General features: G+C 67.2%; 16 protein-coding genes. 9 read left to right on the forward strand and 7 right to left on the reverse strand.

Features of this window, described 5'->3' with window-relative positions; translation table 11 throughout:
* Nucleotides 1–52 precede the first annotated feature (52 nt).
* Nucleotides 53–514, forward strand: coding sequence for a bacteriohemerythrin (locus QOL57_RS03725; RefSeq protein ID WP_025875341.1), 462 nt, complete (start codon nucleotides 53–55; stop codon nucleotides 512–514).
* On the opposite strand, the gene QOL57_RS03730 is transcribed toward QOL57_RS03725, so the two are convergent.
* Both QOL57_RS03730 and QOL57_RS03735 read right to left on the reverse strand, forming a co-directional pair.
* Nucleotides 515–1,795, reverse strand: coding sequence for an MFS transporter (locus tag QOL57_RS03730; RefSeq protein WP_089239959.1), 1,281 nt, complete (start codon nucleotides 1,793–1,795; stop codon nucleotides 515–517).
* 215 nt (nucleotides 1,796–2,010) lie between these two features.
* Nucleotides 2,011–3,507 carry an aldehyde dehydrogenase gene (locus QOL57_RS03735; RefSeq protein WP_089239957.1) on the reverse strand — a complete coding sequence of 499 codons (1,497 nt, stop codon included), beginning with the start codon at nucleotides 3,505–3,507 and terminating at the stop codon, nucleotides 2,011–2,013.
* A gap of 153 nt (nucleotides 3,508–3,660) precedes the next feature.
* Between QOL57_RS03735 and QOL57_RS03740 the strand changes: the two genes are divergently transcribed.
* The 7 genes from QOL57_RS03740 to QOL57_RS03770 all read left to right on the forward strand — a co-directional run bounded on the left by QOL57_RS03740 (nucleotide 3,661) and on the right by QOL57_RS03770 (nucleotide 12,288).
* Nucleotides 3,661–5,013, forward strand: coding sequence for an aspartate aminotransferase family protein (locus QOL57_RS03740; protein WP_089239955.1), 1,353 nt, complete (start codon nucleotides 3,661–3,663; stop codon nucleotides 5,011–5,013).
* A 63-nt stretch (nucleotides 5,014–5,076) separates the two neighbouring features.
* Nucleotides 5,077–5,961: a plasmid replication/partition related protein gene (locus QOL57_RS03745; RefSeq protein ID WP_089239953.1), complete on the forward strand. Its 885-nt coding sequence runs from the start codon at nucleotides 5,077–5,079 to the stop codon at nucleotides 5,959–5,961.
* A 124-nt stretch (nucleotides 5,962–6,085) separates the two neighbouring features.
* A complete protein-coding gene (locus tag QOL57_RS03750; RefSeq protein ID WP_089239951.1) occupies nucleotides 6,086–7,372 on the forward strand; it encodes a DUF445 family protein in 1,287 nt (428 codons plus the stop codon).
* A 309-nt stretch (nucleotides 7,373–7,681) separates the two neighbouring features.
* Complete coding sequence (locus tag QOL57_RS03755; RefSeq protein ID WP_089239949.1) at nucleotides 7,682–9,910, forward strand: TonB-dependent siderophore receptor; 2,229 nt, start codon at nucleotides 7,682–7,684, stop codon at nucleotides 9,908–9,910.
* A 106-nt stretch (nucleotides 9,911–10,016) separates the two neighbouring features.
* Nucleotides 10,017–10,337 carry a DUF3649 domain-containing protein gene (locus QOL57_RS03760; protein ID WP_089239947.1) on the forward strand — a complete coding sequence of 107 codons (321 nt, stop codon included), beginning with the start codon at nucleotides 10,017–10,019 and terminating at the stop codon, nucleotides 10,335–10,337.
* Nucleotides 10,334–11,962 carry a PepSY-associated TM helix domain-containing protein gene (locus QOL57_RS03765; RefSeq protein WP_089239945.1) on the forward strand — a complete coding sequence of 543 codons (1,629 nt, stop codon included), beginning with the start codon at nucleotides 10,334–10,336 and terminating at the stop codon, nucleotides 11,960–11,962. The genes QOL57_RS03760 and QOL57_RS03765 overlap by 4 nt, the downstream gene beginning before the upstream one ends.
* Nucleotides 11,959–12,288 (forward strand): DUF3325 domain-containing protein, encoded by a 330-nt coding sequence (locus QOL57_RS03770; RefSeq protein ID WP_089239943.1) that lies wholly within the window; start codon nucleotides 11,959–11,961, stop codon nucleotides 12,286–12,288. Before QOL57_RS03765 ends, QOL57_RS03770 begins: the two co-directional genes overlap by 4 nt.
* 150 nt (nucleotides 12,289–12,438) lie before the next feature.
* Here QOL57_RS03770 and rlmKL read toward each other — a convergent pair whose 3' ends face one another.
* Nucleotides 12,439–14,577, reverse strand: coding sequence for a bifunctional 23S rRNA (guanine(2069)-N(7))-methyltransferase RlmK/23S rRNA (guanine(2445)-N(2))-methyltransferase RlmL (rlmKL, locus tag QOL57_RS03775; RefSeq protein WP_089241238.1), 2,139 nt, complete (start codon nucleotides 14,575–14,577; stop codon nucleotides 12,439–12,441).
* Between the two features lie 144 nt (nucleotides 14,578–14,721).
* Nucleotides 14,722–15,249, reverse strand: coding sequence for a hypothetical protein (locus tag QOL57_RS03780; protein WP_089239941.1), 528 nt, complete (start codon nucleotides 15,247–15,249; stop codon nucleotides 14,722–14,724).
* A gap of 72 nt (nucleotides 15,250–15,321) precedes the next feature.
* Between QOL57_RS03780 and QOL57_RS03785 the strand changes: the two genes are divergently transcribed.
* Nucleotides 15,322–15,888, forward strand: a complete 567-nt coding sequence (locus QOL57_RS03785) for an N-acetylmuramoyl-L-alanine amidase (protein ID WP_089239939.1) — start codon at nucleotides 15,322–15,324, stop codon at nucleotides 15,886–15,888.
* 295 nt (nucleotides 15,889–16,183) lie between these two features.
* Here the strand turns inward: QOL57_RS03785 and QOL57_RS03790 are convergent, their stop codons facing one another.
* The 3 genes from QOL57_RS03790 to QOL57_RS03800 form a co-directional block, all read right to left on the reverse strand.
* Nucleotides 16,184–17,086: a sulfurtransferase gene (locus QOL57_RS03790; RefSeq protein WP_089239938.1), complete on the reverse strand. Its 903-nt coding sequence runs from the start codon at nucleotides 17,084–17,086 to the stop codon at nucleotides 16,184–16,186.
* Nucleotides 17,083–17,886 carry a CoA pyrophosphatase gene (locus QOL57_RS03795; protein ID WP_089239936.1) on the reverse strand — a complete coding sequence of 268 codons (804 nt, stop codon included), beginning with the start codon at nucleotides 17,884–17,886 and terminating at the stop codon, nucleotides 17,083–17,085. Before QOL57_RS03795 ends, QOL57_RS03790 begins: the two co-directional genes overlap by 4 nt.
* 128 nt (nucleotides 17,887–18,014) lie before the next feature.
* Entirely contained in the window at nucleotides 18,015–18,716 is a 702-nt protein-coding gene (locus QOL57_RS03800) for an FKBP-type peptidyl-prolyl cis-trans isomerase N-terminal domain-containing protein (RefSeq protein WP_089239934.1), read from the reverse strand.
* Nucleotides 18,717–18,822: the final 106 nt, after the last annotated feature.

The raw sequence follows: 18,822 nt of genomic DNA on the forward strand, positions 1-18,822 counted from the left end.
CGGGCGGCGCCTCTACAGTCGGCCCCGACATCAGCATGAAGGGGAGCCGGGGATGGCACTACTGGTCTGGCAGGACGATCTGAACATCGGCATCGATGTGATCGATCAACAACACCGCCGCATCATCGAGATGCTCAACCACCTGCACGTGGCGCAGACCAGCCTGCAGCGGGCCGCAGTGGGCGAGGTGATCGACGAGGTGGTGGACTACACCATGTCGCACTTCGCATTCGAAGAAGAGCTGATGGAGGAAGCGGGCTATCCGTTCTGCGCCGCGCACAAACGTGTGCATGAGGTCTTCATCAAGCGGGTGTCGGAGTACCGCATGCGTTTCCAGGCCGGCGAGGACATCAGTGACGAGCTGCGCACCATGCTCTCGCGCTGGCTGTTCAACCACATCCGCGGCGACGACCAGGCCTATGCCGAACAGGTCAAGCAGCATCTGAACCAGTTTGCCCGCGAACACCAGAGCGGCGGCTGGCTGGGCCGCACGCTCAAGCGCTTCTTCGGCTGATCAGTGCTGGCGGCGCTGCAGCGCCAGCAGCGCACACAACGTGACCACCGCGGTCAGGCACAGGTAATAGCCGACCGCGACCAGCCCGTAGCGCTCGGCCAGCCAGGTCGCCAGGTATGGCGCCGGGGCTGCGCCAAGAATGCCCGCCAGGTTGAACGACAGCGAGGCACCGGTGTAACGCACCTCCACCGGGTAGATCTCGGCCAGGAAGGTGCCGCAGGGGCCGTAGGTCAGCCCCATCAGGAACAGGCCCAGGCACAGGAACGTCAGCACCAGCCACGGGCTGCCGGGCTGGAACAGCGGTGCGAACAGCACGCCGAAGCCGATGATGAGCAGGCTGGCGATGGCCATCGTGCGGCGCGTTCCCCAGCGGTCGCCGTAACGTGCCGACAGCGGGATACCGGCGGCGAAGAACAGCATCGCCACCATCTGCATCAGCAGGAACTGCTCGCGGCTGTAGCCGAGCACGGCGGTGCCGTGGCCGAGGCTGAACACCGTCATCAGATAGAACAGCACGAAGGTGGCGAACGCACCCAGCGTGCCCAGCAGCATCGGCAGCGGATGGTCGCGCAGCACGGTCCACATCGGCAGGCGCACCGGCGCCTTGCGCTCCAGCGCGCGCTTGAAATCCGGCGTCTCGTGGATGTTCAGGCGCACCCACAGGCCCAGGCCGACCAGCAACGCGCTGGCCACGAATGGAATGCGCCAGCCCCACTGCAGGAAATCGTCCGGGCCCAGGCAGCGGCCAAGCAGCAGGAAGATGCCTGCTGACAGCAGGAAGCCGATCGGCGCACCCAGCTGCGGGAACATGCCGTACCAGGCGCGCTTGCCCGGCGGTGCGTTTTCGGTGGCCAGCAGCACCGCCCCACCCCACTCGCCTCCCAGGCCCAGACCCTGGCCGAAGCGGCACAGGGCCAGCAGCGCCGGCGCCCACAGGCCGATCTGCGCGTGGGTCGGCAGCAGGCCGATGGCGACCGTGGACAGGCCCATGGTCAGCAGCGCGGCCACCAGGGTGGCCTTGCGGCCGATACGGTCACCGAAGTGGCCGAACACCGCCGAGCCCACCGGGCGTGCGATGAACGCCACCGCGAAGGTCGCCAGCGACTGCAGCAATGCGACCTGGTCGCTGCTTTCCGGGAAGAACAGGTGCGGGAACACCAGCACCGCGGCGGTGGCGTAGATGTAGAAGTCGAAGAACTCGATGGTGGTGCCGATCAGACTGGCCAGCAGGACACGGCGGGGAGAATTCACGGGTGGCGCGGCAGCGGTGATCGTCGACATCGGCAAGGCGGGTAACGGCGGATCGACCGATTCTGCCACGCTTGACGGTCCCCCCGGGGCAATGGTTTCAGGCGACACCGACGCCAACGAATTCTTTCTGCGTGGATGAATCCCACCATGCCGCCTCTACAGTAGATACACGCCATGCGTGGATGAATCTGCCCGGCGCCAACCAAGGTTGGCGTCTACCAAAGGCAGCCGGGCGCGGCGCGGCGCTACAACTGGATCCAGGTGGCTTTCATCTCGCTGTATTTGTCGAAGGCATGCAGCGATTTGTCGCGGCCGTTGCCGGACTGCTTGTAGCCACCGAATGGCGCCGTCATGTCACCGCCGTCCCAGCCGTTCACCCACACGCTACCCGCACGCAGCTGGCGCGCCACGCGATGGGTGCGACCGAGATCCCGCGTCCACAGGCCGGCGGCCAGCCCGTAGCGGCTGTCGTTGGCCAAGCGCACGGCCTCGGTTTCGTCGTCGAAGCCAAGCACGGCCAGCACCGGGCCGAACACTTCCTCGCGGGCCAGCGCCTGCTCCGGCCGCACCTGGTCGAACACCGTCGGCTGCACATAACAACCGCCCGCCTCCACCTCGGCACGTTGGCCGCCCAGCAGCAGGCGCGCGCCATCGGCTTCGGCCCGGGCGATGTCGGCCAGCACCTTGTCCACGTGCGCGGCATCGACCAGCGCCCCCATCGGTGCATCTGCCTCCAGCGGATGGCGGGGCTGCATGCGCTGGCCGTAGGCAATCACCTGGTGCACGAAGTCATCGCGGATCGCACGCTGCACCAGCAACCGCGAACCGGCCGTGCAGACCTCACCCTGGTTGAAGAAGATGCCCTGCGCCACGCCCTTGGCCGCCGCATCCAGGTCCGGCGCATCGGCGAACACCACGTGCGGGCTCTTGCCACCACATTCCAGCCACACCCGCTTGAGGTTGGAACGACCGGCGTACTCCAGCAACCTGGCGCCGGTAGCGGTGGAGCCGGTAAAGGCCAGCACGTCCACGTCCATGTGCAGGGCCAGCGGCTCGCCCACGCGTGAACCGTGGCCCGGCAGCACGTTGAGCACGCCCTCGGGCAAACCCGCTTCGGCCGCCAGCGCGGCCAGCCGCAACGCGCTCAGCGGCGAGCGCTCGGAGGGCTTGAGCACCACCGAGTTGCCCATCGCCAATGCCGGCGCGATCTTCCAGCAGGCCATCAACAGCGGAAAATTCCACGGCACGATGGCCGCCACCACGCCTGCGGCCTCGCGTGTCACCAGACCCAGCTCGTGCGGCCCGGTGGGCGCGATTTCGCCGTACAGCTTGTCCACCGCTTCGGCGGTCCAGGTCAGGCAGCGCACCACGCCGGGTAGGTCGATGCGGCGCGCATCGCGGATCGGCTTGCCCATGTCCAGCGTTTCCAGCAGAGCCAGCTCATCAGCATGCGTCTCCACCAGTGTGGCCAGTGCCAGCAGCACGCGCTTGCGATGGGCGGGGCTGGCCTGTGACCAGTGGCCTGCCTCGAACGCGCGGCGCGCCGAGGCCACCGCACGGTCCACGTCCTGCGCATCACAGTCGGCCACCGCGCCCAGTACGCGCCCGTCGATCGGGCTGATGCAATCAAAGCGCGCACCGCTGGCGGCATCCACGTAGCGGCCATCGATGAACGCTTGGCCGGGAATCGCCACGCGGCTGGACAGGGCCTGCCAATGGCTGCGGTCGGGGAAGTGGGTCATGGGATCCTCCGCGTATCGACTGTCCGCCGTTATACCGACGCGGCCGCTACCGGGCCGTGACGTGCACACCCCGCCCGTGCCGGGCCATGCCTGGCGACAGATCCGTGACGGGGCTGCGCTAGAGTCGCAACCATCGGACCCGACGGAGCCGGCATGAAAACCCCTGCAAGCGACCTGCACGACCTGGCCACCCAGCGCCCCGATTCACTGGACGCCTACTGGATGCCGTTCACTGCCAACCGCCAGTACAAGGGCGCGCCGCGCATGCTGGTGCGTGCCGAGGGCATGTACTACGAGGACGTGGATGGGCGGGCCATCCTTGATGGCACGGCGGGCCTGTGGTGCTGCAATGCAGGGCACGCGCGCCGGCGCATCGTCGACGCGATCGCCGAGCAGGCCGCCACGCTCGATTACTCGCCCGCCTTCCAGATGGGTTCGCCGCCGGCCTTCGCCCTGGCGCAGCGACTGGCGGCGCTGGCTCCGGCCGGGCTCAACCACGTGTTCTTCACCAGCTCGGGCTCGGAGGCAGTGGATTCGGCGATGAAGATCGTGCTGGCCCACCACCGCCTGCGTGGCGAAGGCCAACGCACGCGTTTCATCAGCCGCGAGAAGGCCTACCACGGGGTCGGCTTCGGCGGCATGGCATTGGGCGGGCTGCCCAACAACCGCCGCCAGTTCGGCCTGCAGCTGGGCGGCGTGGACTATCTGCGGCACACGTTGGACCTGTCACGCAATGCCTTCAGCAAGGGCCTGCCGCGCCACGGTGCCGAGCTGGCCGACGATCTGGAACGGCTGATCGCCCTGCACGATCCCTCCACCATTGCCGCCGTGTTCGTCGAGCCCATCGCCGGGTCGGCCGGTGTGATCCTGCCGGCACCGGGGTATCTGCAGCGCCTGCGCGAGATCTGCGACCAGCACGGCATCCTGCTGGTGTTCGATGAAGTCATCACCGGGTTCGGCCGGGTCGGCATGGCATTCGCCGCACAGCGTTTCGGGGTCACCCCGGACCTGCTGACCTTCGCCAAGGGCGCCAGCAACGGCGCGGTGCCGCTGGGTGGCGTACTGGTCGGCGACAGCGTGCATGCCAGCTTCATGCAGGGTCCGCCACAGGCCATCGAGCTGTTCCATGGCTATACCTATTCGGGCCACCCGTTGGCCTGCGCGGCGGCGCTGGCCACGCTGGACGTCTACGCCGAGGAACGCCTGTTCGAGCGTGCGATCGAACTGGGCGAGTACTGGCAGGAGCGCCTGCATGCCCTGCAGGGGCTGCCGAACGTGATCGACATCCGCAACTTCGGCCTGGTCGGTGCGGTGGAGCTGGCGCCGCGCAAGGACGCCCCCGGCAGCCGTGGCTACGAGGTGTTCCGCCGCTGCTTCCATGACGGGCGCCTGTTGGTGCGCTGTACCGGCGACATCATCGCGTTGTCACCTCCATTGATCGTGGACAAGGCACAGATCGACCAGATCACCGGCACCCTGGGTGAGATGATCCGGGCCACCGCCTGAGGCCGGGACGGTGGTGGCGAGCGGGTACAATGGGCGGTTCCGCTCCTGCCCGTTGCCGTGCCCATGAACATCGTCGTCAAAGAAGAACTCAAGGCCTACATCGACCCGCTCACCGCGGACGAACACGAGGCGCTGGAGCGCAGCATCCTCGCCGAAGGCTGCCGCGATGCGCTGGTGCTGTGGGGCGAGGTGCTGGTGGATGGACACAACCGCTTCGGCATCTGCCAGAAGCATGACCTGCCGTTCAACACCGTGCAGAACACCCGCTTCCAGAGCATGGAAGACGTGCACCTGTGGATGATCGAGCAGCATCTGGGCCGGCGCAGCGTCTCCGATTTCCAGCGCGGCGTATTGGCCCTGCGCAAGCGCGACATCCTGTCCGCCCGCAAGCAGGTCGAGCAGGCGCAGCTGCAGCGGGAAAGTGATGGCACCGCCGAGCCTGCCGACGAGGCCGGCGAGGACAGCCCGCCGTGGGAACCGGCGCCGAAGATCAGCCGTGCCGAACTGGCCCGCGAAGCCAAGCTGAGCACCAGCCAGGTCGGCATGATCGAGCGCATCCACGCCCAGGCCGCGGCCGAGGTGGTGGAAGCGGTGAAGGCCGGCATGATCTCGATCAGCGCCGCTGCTGCCGTGGCTGACCTGCCGGAAGAAGAGCAGCGCGCCGCTGCCGCCGGTGGCAAGGATGAACTGAAGCAGGCTGCAAAGCGCGTGCGTGAGTCCAAGCGCAAGCCGCGCGCGCCGAAGCCGGAAACGGAGTCGCCGGAAATGGACTTCGAAGAAGCCAACGAGGATGAGATCGCCAGCCGCGATGCCGAGGTGCTGGCTGCGCTGGAGCAGCTGGGCGAGGATGCCCCGGCGCTGCGCCGTCGCGTGGTGAACCTGACCCGCGAGAACGACACCCTGCGCGCACAGCTGGCCCACCTGCGCAAGCAGCTGGAAGCGCTGTAACCGATCGCGTCACGCCGCTGTAGAGCCGAGCCCATGCTCGGCTGCCCTGCGCTCGGCAAAGAGCAGCCGAGCATGGGCTCGGCTCTACAGGTAGGCGTCACCGGCCTGCGGGTAGACTTCAGGCATGACGTCTGCCATCGATCCGCGCCGCGCCCAGCTGCGGCGCCTGAAAGCCCTCGCCCTTGGCCTGTTGCTGTTTATGCTGGCCGGCTTCGCGGTCAGCCACTGGCAGGGCGAGCGCGGTATCTGGGCCTGGGTCTCGGCCTTCTGCGAGGCTGCCGCCGTCGGCGCACTCGCGGACTGGTTCGCGGTGGTCGCCCTGTTCCGACGGCCGATGGGCCTGCCGATTCCGCATACGGCGATCATTCCGCGCAGCAAGGAGCGCATCGGCGACAGCCTGGCCCTGTTCGTGCGCGACCAGTTCCTGGAACCGACGGTGCTGCTGGCCAAGCTGCAGGTGTTCGACCCGGCCAGCCGACTCGGCAGCTGGCTGGCCGATCCCGCGCGGTCACGGATGCTGGCCGACATGGCCCGTGGCTGGGCACTGCAGGCGCTGGACTTCTTCGATGAAGCTGCGGTGCGGCGGCAGCTGCACAGCTTCGTGGTGCAGCAGCTGCGGCAGTGGAATGCCGCGGCCACCGCCGGCGAACTGCTGGGCCTGCTGACCGCCGATGGCCGCCACCAGCGGGTGCTGGACGAAGGCCTGCAACGGTTGGGGCGTTGGCTGGAACAACCGGAAGTGAAGGAACGCGCTTCGCAGCTGATCGTGCGCTACATCCAGCGCGAATGGCCGACGCTGTCGAGCACGGTGAACTGGATCAAGCCGATCGATGAGATCGGCGACAACCTTGCCGAACGCCTGGCACGGGCGGTGCTGGAAGAACTGCAGCAGGTGCTGGCCGAGCCGCAGCATCCGCTGCGCCAGGATTACGAGCAGTGGCTCGGCAACTACGTGCAGCGCCTGCGCGAAGACCCGGCACTGGCCGAGCGCATCGAGCAGCTCAAGCAGGAAATGATCGACCACCCTGCCCTGCAGGAGTACGTACAGGGCCTGTGGTCGCGCATACAGGCCAGCCTGCGCGGCGATCTGCAGCGCGAGGATTCGGCACTGGTCGGCCATCTGCAGCGCAGCCTGGCCTCGCTGGGCGACAGCCTGCAATCGGACCCGGCGTTGCGCGAGGCGTTGAACCAGCACCTGCTGGAAGGCGCACAGCGCCTCACCGGGCGCCTGCGCGAGGGCGTCACCACCCACATCGCGCAGACCGTGAAGAGCTGGGACGAGCGCCACCTGGTCGAGCAGCTGGAGCTGAGCGTGGGCCGCGACCTGCAGTTCATCCGCTTCAACGGCACCCTGGTCGGCGGCCTGATCGGCCTGCTGCTGCACGCGGCGACTGTTCTGTTCCGCTTCTAGGCTGAGATTCCGGAGCCCTGGTCAGTAGATCCACGCCACGCGTGGATGATGAGGGAAGCTGTCACGCTTGCTTAACGAAATGCGAATGCCTATCATTTACTGATCGGTTGTACGCTTAGCCAAGCGGGGCACGGAAGCACGCGCCCACCCGCCCCTTCGCCCGTGTACATCCCCCGACCACTGGGTCGCCTGCCTGCCGCAGGTGGCGCACCGTCGATGGGAATCACGCTGGGCGACGTGCGCGGAGCGCATGGCTGCCATGGGTGCGTTTGCCATCGCCTGTTTTTTGTCCTGCATGGAATCGCACCGATGGCTTCGTCCCTGATCACTCCCCGCCCAACCCTGCTGGCCCTGGCCGTGACCGCACTGTTGACCGCACCGTTGGCACACGCTGAGGAAGGTTCTGCCGCCCCCTCTGCGCGCACCCTGGACACCGTCCAGGTAACTGCCGATGGCGACATTGCCGACAGCTACACGGTCAAGCGGGCCAGCACCGCAACCAAGCTCGGCCTGTCGCTGCGCCACACGCCGCAGTCGATGACCGTGGTGACCCGGCAGCGGCTGGACGACATGGGCCTGTTCTCCCTGTCCGATGTGATGGGCCAGGTCACCGGCGTAGCGGTGTCGGTCACCGACAGCGAACGCATCAACTACGTCTCGCGCGGGTACAACATCACCAATTTCCAGGTCGATGGCATGCTCAACACCTTCGGTGGCTACATCAAGACCAACACCGACAGCGTGATCTACGACCGCATCGAAGTAGTGCGTGGCGCCACCGGCCTGACCACCGGTGCCGGCGATCCGTCGGGCACCATCAACTTCGTCCGCAAACGCCCCACCGATACGTTCCAGATGAGCGCCAACCTCACGCTCGGCCGCTGGGGCAACCAGCGCCTGGAAGCCGACCTCGGCGGCCCCATCGCCCTGGATGGCCGCATCCGCGCCCGCGTGGTCGCGGCCAAGCAGCAGAGCGATTCGTTCCGCGATGTGTACAAGCTGGACAAGGACGTTTTCTACGGCATCGTCCAGGCCGACATCACCGACACCACATTGCTGGAAGCCGGCTACGAGTACCAGTCGCCGCGCACCACCGGCGTGACCTGGGGCGTGGTGCCGTACTGGGGCGCCGATGGCAAGCCGGCCAACCTGCCGCGCTCGACCAACCTGTCGGCGCGCTGGAGCAGCTGGCCGATCATCGAAAAGAGCGCGTTCGCCCGCCTTGAACAGCAGTTGGGCCATGGCTGGGCCGCGAAATTCGCCTACACCCGCTCCAAGCGCGAGACCGACGGCGCGGTCTGGTATGGGGCGTCCGGTTACCCGCATGCCGATGGCAGCGGCATCTCTGCCTTCGTCGGCAGCTTCGGTGAAAACGGCGACATGCAGGTGTTCGACTTCAACGTCGGCGGTCCGTTCCAGTTGTTCGGCCGCGAACACGAACTGGTGTTCGGCTTCGGCCAGTCGGTGCGCAAGGGCGAAGTGCCTGCGAGTGAAACCGCCGCTTACCCTGCCAGCTACGAGCGCGTGCCGGACTGGCGCAGCTGGAACGGCGACGTCGCACCGCTGCAGGTCACCCGCCTGGGCTATCTCGCATCGGAGGACGAACTGCGCCAGCGCGCCGCCTACCTGGCCGCGCGCCTGCAGCTGGCCGAGCCGCTGACCGCCGTGCTCGGCGCCCGCTACGGCAGCTGGGAAACGCGCAACTGGACCTACACCCACGACGCCGCCGGCCGCCTGACCGGTACCCGCCGCGGCGGCTACAAGCCCGACGACTCGCTCACGCCCTACGCCGGCTTCATCTACGACTTCAACCGTTACTTCAGCGGCTACGTCAGCTACACCGACATCTTCCAGCCGCAGAACTACCGCGACAAGGCCAACAACTACCTCGAACCGGTCGTCGGTGACATGTGGGAAGCCGGGCTCAAGGCCGAGTTCTTCGATGGCCTGCTCAACACCTCGGTCGCGGTGTTCAAGGGCGAGAAGGACAACGTCGCCGAGCTCGATGATTCGGTGCCGGAGAACTCGCTGCCCGGTGGCATCAGCGCTTACCGCTCCACCGGCAAGGGCAACAAGGTGAAGGGCTGGGAAATCGAAGCGCAGGGCAGCCTGGGCGAGCACTGGAACCTGTCGACCGGGTTCACCCACACCGTCAGCCGCAATGCGCTGGGCGTTCGCCAGAACACCACCGTTCCGGTCGATCTGTTCCGCCTCAACGCCAGCTGGCGCCCGGGTGGTGCCGAAGGCCGCTTCTGGATCGGTGGCGGCGCAACCTGGCAGAGCGGAATCTGGAGCTTGAGCAACAAGCCGCGCGAGGATTTCCTGGTCAGCGGCAAACGCGACCGCGTAGCGATCGAACAGGGTGACATCTACCTGCTCAACCTGTCGGCCGGCTATCGCTTCAACGAGAACTTCACCGCCCAGGTGAACGTGAACAACCTGCTGGACAAGAAGTACTACAACCGCGTCGGTTTCTACGACGGCGTGTACTGGGGCGAACCGCGCAACGTGATGATGACGCTGCGCTGGAAGCTCTGACGATCTGATGGATGGCGCCGGTTCTGCGACCGGCCCCGGCCACGGATGGCCAACCCCGGCGCGCTTCGGTGCGCCGGTCCTCTTTCATTCAACCTGCAGGACCGCCGTGGACCGCTCGCCCGCAACCGCCAGCCCCCGCCTCAGCACCTTCTTCGCCAACCCGCGATGGGGCGTGCTGTCCCGATCCCTTGCCGCCATCTTCGGCGGCTACGCGCTTGCCTCGATGACCACCGTGTTCTGTGCGCTGGCGCTGCCGGGCGCGCGCGGCCAGGCTGTGCTGACCGGCATGCTGCTGGCGATCCTGGTCGCCGCCTGCGCGGCACTGTGGGCGTTCGCCACCCGCAGTGCGCTGCGCGCCTGGGTCGGCATTCTCGCCCCCACCCTGCTGATGGCTGGTGTTTCGCGCCTGCTGGGAGCGTGGGCATGAAGAATGGATTCCGCCAATCCATGGCCTGGCTGCACACCTGGACCGGCCTGCTGGTCGGCTGGCTGCTGCTGCTGATCTTCATGGCCGGCACCGCCAGCTACTACCGCGAGGAAATCAGCCGCTGGATGCGCCCGGAACTGCCGCGCAGCACGGTCAGCACCGACGAAGCGGCGCAGCGCGCGGCCGACTACCTGCTGGCCAATGCACCACAGGCAGAGAGCTGGTTCGTCACCCTGCCGCAGCCGCGCAATCCGGCCATGCAGATGTTCTGGCGGTTGCCAGAGGCACTGGCCGACCCGAGCAAGGGACGCCGCGGCGCCTTCGGCGATGCCACCCTGGACCCCAACACCGGCACCGAGCTGAAGGCCCGCGAGACCCGCGGCGGCGACTTCTTCTACCGCCTGCACTTCGACCTTCATTACATCCCGGTACTGTGGGCGCGCTACCTGGTGGGCTTCTGCGCGATGTTCATGCTGGTGGCGATCATCACCGGCGTGATCACCCACAAGAAGATCTTCAAGGACTTCTTCACCTTCCGGAAAGACAAGAGCCTGCGCTCCTGGCTGGACTTCCACAACGTCAGCGCGGTGATGGCCCTGCCCTACCACGCGATGATCACCTACACCGGCATCGTCACGTTGATGATCATGTACCTGCCGTGGGGAGTGAACGCGGCCTACGGTACCGATCAGGATGCCTTCTACGCGGAGGCCTTCGGTGGCCTGCCCGAAGTCACCGCGCCCGCCGAAGGCAAGGCCGCACCGCTACCGCTGCGGCAGCTGTTGGACAGCGCCCGCACGCACTGGCATGGAACCGAGGTCGCCGGTTTCAGCGTTGCCAACCCCGGTGCCGCCAATGCGGTGATCGACATCCGTCAGCGTGACGGCAAGCGTTTGTCCATCGATACGCCCGCGCTGCGCTACGACATGGTCACTGGCGCGCTGCTGCAGGAAACCCCGCCTTCCGGTGGCGCCACCGCCACCCGTGGCGTGCTGTATGGCCTGCACCTGGCGCGCTTCGCCGATTGGGGCGTACGCGCCCTGTTCTTCCTGTCCGGCCTGACCGGCTGCCTGATGGTGGCCAGCGGCGTGGTGCTGTGGGCCGTGAAGGAGCGCCCGAAGCATGCCAAGAGCGGCCGCACCGGCTTCGGCCTGCGCCTGGTCGATGCACTGAACATCGGCGCCGTGGCCGGCCTGCCCATCGCCTTTGCCGCCTACTTCTGGGGCAACCGGCTGCTGCCGCTGGGCCTGGCCGAGCGCTCCAACGCCGAGGCGAACGTATTCTTCTACGCGTGGGGCGCCTCGCTGCTGGCGGCCTTCATCTGGCCCAAGCGGATGATGTGGGCGTGGCAGCTGTACATCGGCGCGGCCGCGTTCGCGCTGATCCCGGTAGTGAACGCATTGACCACCCACGCGCACCTGGGCGTGACGCTGTTCAACGGTGACTGGGCATTGGCCGGTTTCGATCTGTCGATGATCGCCTTCGGCGCGATGCTGGCCCTGTGCGGCTGGCGCATGCAGCGCTGGACACCACCGCTGAGTGCCGCCGAGAAGAAGAAGCGCGCGGCCGCCGCTGCAGCGACGAAGGCGCCGGCCGATGCAGTGGAAGCGGAGGCCAGCGCATGATGCTGCTGGTACTGGGGTTATCGTTCACAGCGTTCACCGCGCTGTCGCTGGCGATGGAAAAGCACCAGCAGGAACTGCACGGCAAGGCAGCGGCGTCACCGGTACGGCGCACGCAATGGCGGGTGCTGGGCTGGGTGCTGCTGACCGTGGCGTTCGCACTGTGCGTGGTCGACCAGGGCTGGGCGATGGGCCCGGTGCTGTGGCTCGGCGCGCTTACGCTGGGTGGAATCGTGCTGGCGTTCGCGCTGTACCCCTACCGGCCGAAATGGATCGCACCGCTGGCGGTCGCGCTGCCGGTGATCGGGCTGGTGGTGGCGTTGTTGTAGCAGAAGCCGCCGGGGTCGGATCCCTTGCGTGCAGCGCAAGGGCTCTGACCCCAGGCACGTACCGCCATCGACACATGGCGTGGATCTACCGACCTTGATGGGGTCGGATCCCCTGCGCTACGCGCAGGGGATCCGACCCCAGACGTCGGTTCACGCCAGGCGCTTCAGCTCCCACGCGCGATGGATGCGTGCGTTGCGCTCGAAATCGGGGCCGATGGTGCTGGCGCTGATCTCTCGGCACTGCGCGAACTCGGCGATGGCGTTCTCTTCCAGTTTGAAGCGGCGGAAGTTGTTGGAGAAGTACAGCACGCCGTTCGGGGCCAATCGGGCGACGGCCGCACGCAGCATCTTCACCTGTTCGCGCTGCACGTCGAAGTCCTCGGCACGGGCCGAGTTGGAGAACGTCGGCGGGTCGCAGAAGATCACGTCGTACTGGCCGCGATCGCCTTCCAGCCATGCCATCGCATCGGCCTGCACCAGCAGGTGCTGATTGCCGCCCTGCCCGTTCAGGGCCAGGTTGTCGTAGCACCACTGCAGGTAGGTGGCCGACAGGTCGACGCTGGTGGTGCTGGCCGCACCGGCCACCGCCGCCTGCACACTGGCCACGCCGGTGTAGCAGAACAGGTTGAGGAAGCGCTTGCCGCGCGCCTGCTCGGCCATCAGGCGGCGCAGCGGGCGATGGTCGAGGAACAGGCCGGTATCGAGGTAGTCGAACAGGTTCACCTGCAGCAGCGCGTTGTTCTCGCGTACCACGAGGAACTCGTCACGCTGCTCGAAACGGCCGTACTTGCTGCCGCCCTTGCCACGTTCACGCGACTTCATCGACACCTGTTCCGGCGGCACGCCGAACACCTCGCGCGCAGCGGCCAGCAGTTCATTGCGGCGGCGGCGCACGTCGTTCTCGGGAATCGCGGCCGGTGCTGCGTATTCCTGCACATGCAGGAAGGTGCGGCGCTGGCCGCCATCCTCTTCGTACACGTCGATGGCCGCTGCGTATTCCGGCAGGTCGGCATCGTAGGCGCGGAAACAGGTGATGCCTTCGCGCGCGCGCCAGCTCTTGAACTTCTTCAGGTTCTTGCGCAGGCGGTTGGCCACCATCTGCGCGCCTTCGCTCAGCTCGCGCACCTGTGCCGGATCGCGACCCGGCACCGCAATCGGATCACAGACGATCAGTGCACATTCCAGTGCACCATTGAACATCTGGTACTTCTTGCCCGCACGCAGGCCGGTAGCGAAGGCCAGTTCGTCATTGCCGCACAGCAGGCTGGCGCGCCACTGCGGCACCGCCTTCTGCAAGGCGTTGCCCAGCTTGCGGTACAGCGCCGGATCGGCGGCCAGGCGTTCGTCATACGGCGGGTTGCAGACCACCGCGCCGATCTCCTGCTCCGGGGTGGGCAGGTCAGCCACATCGGCGCGGGTGAAGCGGATGGCATGGGCGACGCCGGCCACTTCCGCGTTCTCGCGCGCCGCCTGGATCGCCACCGGGTCGATGTCGCTGCCGTGGACGACCGGCTTCAGCGCAGCCAGGCCGGCCGCTTCGCGATCACGCGCTTCGCTCTGGATGGTTTTCCAGGCCGCCTTGTCGAAGCCCAGCCAGCGGCTCGGCGGCAGACTGCCATGGCGCATCAGGCCGGGAGCGACGTCGGCGGCCATCAGCGCGCCTTCGATCAGCAGGGTGCCGCTGCCGCACATCGGATCCAGCAGGCCGCCACCGGCAGCATGCAGGCGCGGCCACTGCGCGCGCATCAGCAGCGCGGCAGCCAGGTTTTCCTTCAACGGCGCGTCATGCGCAGCACCACGCCAGCCACGGCGGTGCAGCGGGCCACCACCGAGGTCGATCGACAGCGAGGCGCGACCCTTGCGCAGCGACAGGTTGACGCGCACGTCCGGCAGATCGGTGTTGACCGAAGGGCGCTCGAGCCCTTCGCCACGCATGCGGTCGACGATGGCGTCCTTGATCCGCTGCGCGGCGAAACGGGCATGGGTGATCTTGTCGCCGGACACGTGCGCGTCCACCGCCAGGGTCATCTCCGGCTTGATGTGCTCGTGCCACGGCAGCGCGCGCACGCCGTCATACAGCGCCTGCTCGTCCGGGCATTCGAATTCGTCGATCGGCCACAGTACGCGGCTGGCCAGCCGCGACCACATGACGATCCGCAGCGCCTGCTCCAGTTCGCCATCGGCATTGACGCCGGCAATGGTGGCGGTGGCCTTTTCCAGGCCGAGGGCCGACAGCTCATCGGCAAGCAGGTATTCCAGGCCCTTGGCGCAGGAGACAAAAAATTTCACGGGATCGGTTCGCAGGTGGTCAGGCGCGGCAGGGAGCCGGGCCATTCGGAAGGGAGGGCCGTAGGCACGGCCGGCAGGCCCGCGCCGGGGGCGGCGGGGCTGCCATTGTAGTCAATGCGGGCGGGCGCGCCGTGCGCCCGGGCTTCACAGCTGCCGCAGCAGGCGCTCGAAGGCCTGCGCGGAGGCCTCGACGTGGTGCTCCAGGCGATGGCCGTCGTCCACCAGCAGCAGCTGCGCCGAGCGCGCCTGCGCCCAGGCGATGACCCCGACGGCCGGCACCACCTCGTCATGCCAGGCCTGCAACACCGTGGTCGGCACCGGTGCGGCATCCAGCGCCGGCATCGGGCCCATGGTGGTTGGCGGCACCATCAGGAACAGACCGGCCACCGGCACCTGCAGCGAGGCGATGGCCGAGATGTAAGCGCCCAGGCTGGAGCCGGCCAGCACCACCGGCCCCTGCGCGGCGGCAGCGGCAGTGCGCTCGATCAGGCGCTGCAGGCGGGTGCGCACGTCACCAACGCGGCTGACCTCGCTCATCGCGTCCAGGTCGGTGTAATCGGGGCGTTCATGGGTCCAGCCCAGGCGCTCGGCGACCTCGGCCAGGGCGGTGACCTTGGTCGCCTCCGGGCCGCTCTCGAAGCCGTGCGACAGGATGCAGTGACCGCGGCTCATGCGTGCGCTCCCACGGAGCGGACCGACAGCAGAAAGGAAGGCAGTTTCATTCGGCAATGCTAGCATCGCCGCATGCCCAACCCGCTCCTGCCCGGCCTGCAGCTGCAGCCGCTGCCCTACCACGACCGCCTGCCCGTGCGCGATCCATCCAGCCTGGCGATGGTGGTGATCCACTGCACCGAACTGCCCGACCTGGCGACTGCCCGGGAGTACGGCGAGCGCGTGCTGTACGACAGCGGCGCCGGCAACAGCGGACATTTCTACATCGACCGCGACGGCAGCGTGGTGCAGTACGTGGCGCCGGAGCGCATCGCCCACCACGTGCGCGGCATGAATGCCGATTCGGTGGGCATTGAACTGGTCAATTCGGGGCGCTACCCGCACTGGCTCGACAGCCGCCACCAGGCGATGGACGAGCCCTACACCGAAGCGCAGCTGCTGGCGTTGGAACGGTTGCTGCAGGCGCTGGTGCTGCAGTATCCGTCGCTGCGGCAGATCGCCGGCCACGACCAGCTGGACCTGGAGCAGGTACCTGCCAGTGACGACCCGGCCGTGACCGTGGCGCGCAAGCGGGATCCGGGCCCGTTGTTCCCGTGGCAGCGGATCCTGGCCAAGGTGCCGCTGCAGCCGCTGGGTTGATCGGCAGGGCTGCGCCCTGCACCCGCCGAAGCGGTAGTGCCGGCCGCTGGCCGGCAACCTCAAAGCCAAAGCAACAGCAGGCATTCCGTGGGTTGGCGGGGCGGGTCCGGTTGCGGGGGACGCTGCAAGTACGTCCCTGTAAGCTCGGTCGCGCCATCCATGGCGCTCACGCCCCCGCAACCGGACCCACCCCGCCTTCGACAGGTTCCCGCGGCTGTTGGTAGGTGTCGACCTTGGTCGACACGTAGATCCACGCCATGCGTGGATGAACGTCAAATCGATCTGCCCGCTTCGCTCAGGCGCCGGTAGCCACCGGGCGGCTGCTGTCGCTGACCCAGCCACTCCAGGAATCGGCATAGATGCGCGCGCCGGACAGGCCCGCACTTTCCATCGCCAGCAGCAGATGGCAGGCGGTCACGCCCGAGCCGCACATCAGCACCACGCGCTGGGGGTCCTGGTTGCCGATCACGCCCTGCAGTTCGGCGCGCAGTTCCTGTGCATCGCGCAGGCGGCCGTCCAGCACGTTCAACGCGAACGGTCGATTGACTGCCCCCGGCACATGGCCGGCGACCGGGTCCAGCGGTTCCACCTCGCCGCGGAAACGCTCACCCGCGCGAGCATCGACCAGCCAGCCCGGAGCATGCTTCAGGCGCGACTCGACCTCGTCCGCGCTGGCAACCTGGCTGGTATCGAAACGCCCCGGATATGCGGGCAACGCCGCGACCTCGCTGCTGCCGGTCACCAGCGGCTGGCCGGCGGTCTGCCAGGCAGCGATGCCGCCATCAAGGACAGCCACCTTCGTGTGCCCGATCAGGCGCAGCAGCCACCACAGTCGCGCAGCGGCCATGCTGCCATCGCTGCCGTCATACACCACCACCTGCGTGTCCGTGCCGATGCCCCACTGCCCCAGCCGTGTGGCGAACGCATCGCTGTCCGGCAACGGATGGCGCCCATGGCCGACCCGCGTCAGGTCGGACAGGTCGCGATTGAGATCGGCATGCACCGCACCGGGAATGTGTCCCTGCGCGTAGAGGCCATTGCCCGCCTGCGGATCGGCCAGCGATGCACGTGCATCGACCACGCGCACAGCAGTGCTTGCGGTCGCGCGGGCATCGACCACGCGTACGCCATCGCCCAGGGCCGCAGCCAGGGTCGCGACATCAACGAGGGTGGTCCACGGCGGATCGATCGATTTCATTGCACTTGCTCCAGGCGACGACGCAGGTTGTACAGGATGGCCGCAGTGGCACCCCAGATGCGCTGGCCGGGCCAGCCGTATTCGAGGACATGGCGGACGCGGCCGCGATGGTTGATTTCGACCTGGCGCAGGTTGCCGGCGGCCATCAGATAATCCAGCGGCACTTCGAACACCTCGGCCACTTCACTGGGCTGCGGTACCGCCACGAAATCCGGATCGATCACCGCCACCACCGGGGTTACCCGGTAGCCGGTAATGGTCACGAACGGGTCGAGATAACCCAGTGCCTGCACCTGCGTCGGCGCCAATGCGATTTCTTCCTGGCTTTCGCGCAGTGCTGCGGCCAGCGCATCACGATCATCCGGCTCGGTACGGCCACCGGGAAAACCGACCTGGCCACCATGTTGCCGCAGGGTTTCGGTACGCCGGGTCAGGATCACCTGCGCACCGTTGGCACGCGGCACGATGCCGGCCAGCACCGCCGCCTCGACCGGTGGGCCCGGGGGCAGCAGATCATCCAGTTCACTGCGGTTCCAACCGTCGCCAGCCGGCGGTTCGGCCAGCGGATGCAGCGCGCGCAGCAGGCGCTCGTGATCGGCCAACGAGCCTCGCAGCGACTGCTGCAGCTGTAGGCGCAGTGGCAGCACGCGCTGCAGGATGTGGGTGCGCTCGCTGTCGCTCATCGACGACCACCGTGCGATTTCGTCGATATGCCGCCCGCAGCCGGCGCACAGCCGGTTGCGATCCAGCTTGCACACGTTGATGCAGGGGCTTGCGACAGCACGCGCCGTTTCTTCCATTATTTGCACCGGTCAACAGTAGCGCGAATGGGCTGGATTTGGGATGGGCCCGCACGGCTGCTACGTACCGCAGAAACAAAAACGCGCCGGTGGAATCACCGGCGCGTTGATGTTGACGCTGTTTCTTCTTACTTGACGCTGATCAGCTTGATCTCGAACTGCACAGCCACGTTCGGCGGGAACGGGGTGCGCGGGTCGGCACCATAGGCCTGATCCGGCGGCAGGGACACTTCCCACTTCGAGCCAGCCGGCATCTGCAGCAGGGTCTCGCGCATGGCCTTCATTTCGACTTCGCTGACCTTGATCGACGGAATCTGCTGGGCCGGACGAGCCTCGGTCGGGCGCTGGCCGTACGGGAACGGACCGGCCACTTCCAGCTGCACGGTGCTTGCCTGGGTCGGCTTGGCACCCTTGCCGGCTTCGATCACACGGTACTGAACGCCGCTCGGCAGGGTCTGCACGCCCGCCTTGGCCTTGTTCTGCGCCATGAACTGATCGCTCTTGGTCTTGTTGTCGGCAGCAGCCTTTTCGTACTCGGCCTTGGCGGCCTGGGCACGGCCCTGCTCGCGCTTCTGGAACGCTTCAACGGCCGGCTTCAGCTGCTCGGCGGTGATCGCCGGCTGCTTCTTGGCGTAGGCGTCCTGCAGACCCTTCACCACCGAGTTGATGTCCAGCTGCTCACCGCGACCGGTCAGCTCCGCCAGGTTGTTGCCGTAGTCGTAACCGAAGTAGTAGCTCAGCTTGCCCTTCTCGGACGCGATGTCCTGGGCGAAGGCATTGCCCGTCAGGGCCAGGGCCGCGACGGCGACCGCGATAGAACGCAACTTCATCAAACAGTTCTCCAGGGGTGGTAACTCAGGGACGTTCTGCGCCGCCCTGAGGCGACGGGTTAGGATAACGGCCACAACGTGTAACCGCTACTCACCACGCAGGCTA

Source organism: Stenotrophomonas sp. yr243 (assembly GCF_900184195.1).
Classification (GTDB): Bacteria; Pseudomonadota; Gammaproteobacteria; order Xanthomonadales; family Xanthomonadaceae; genus Stenotrophomonas; species Stenotrophomonas lactitubi.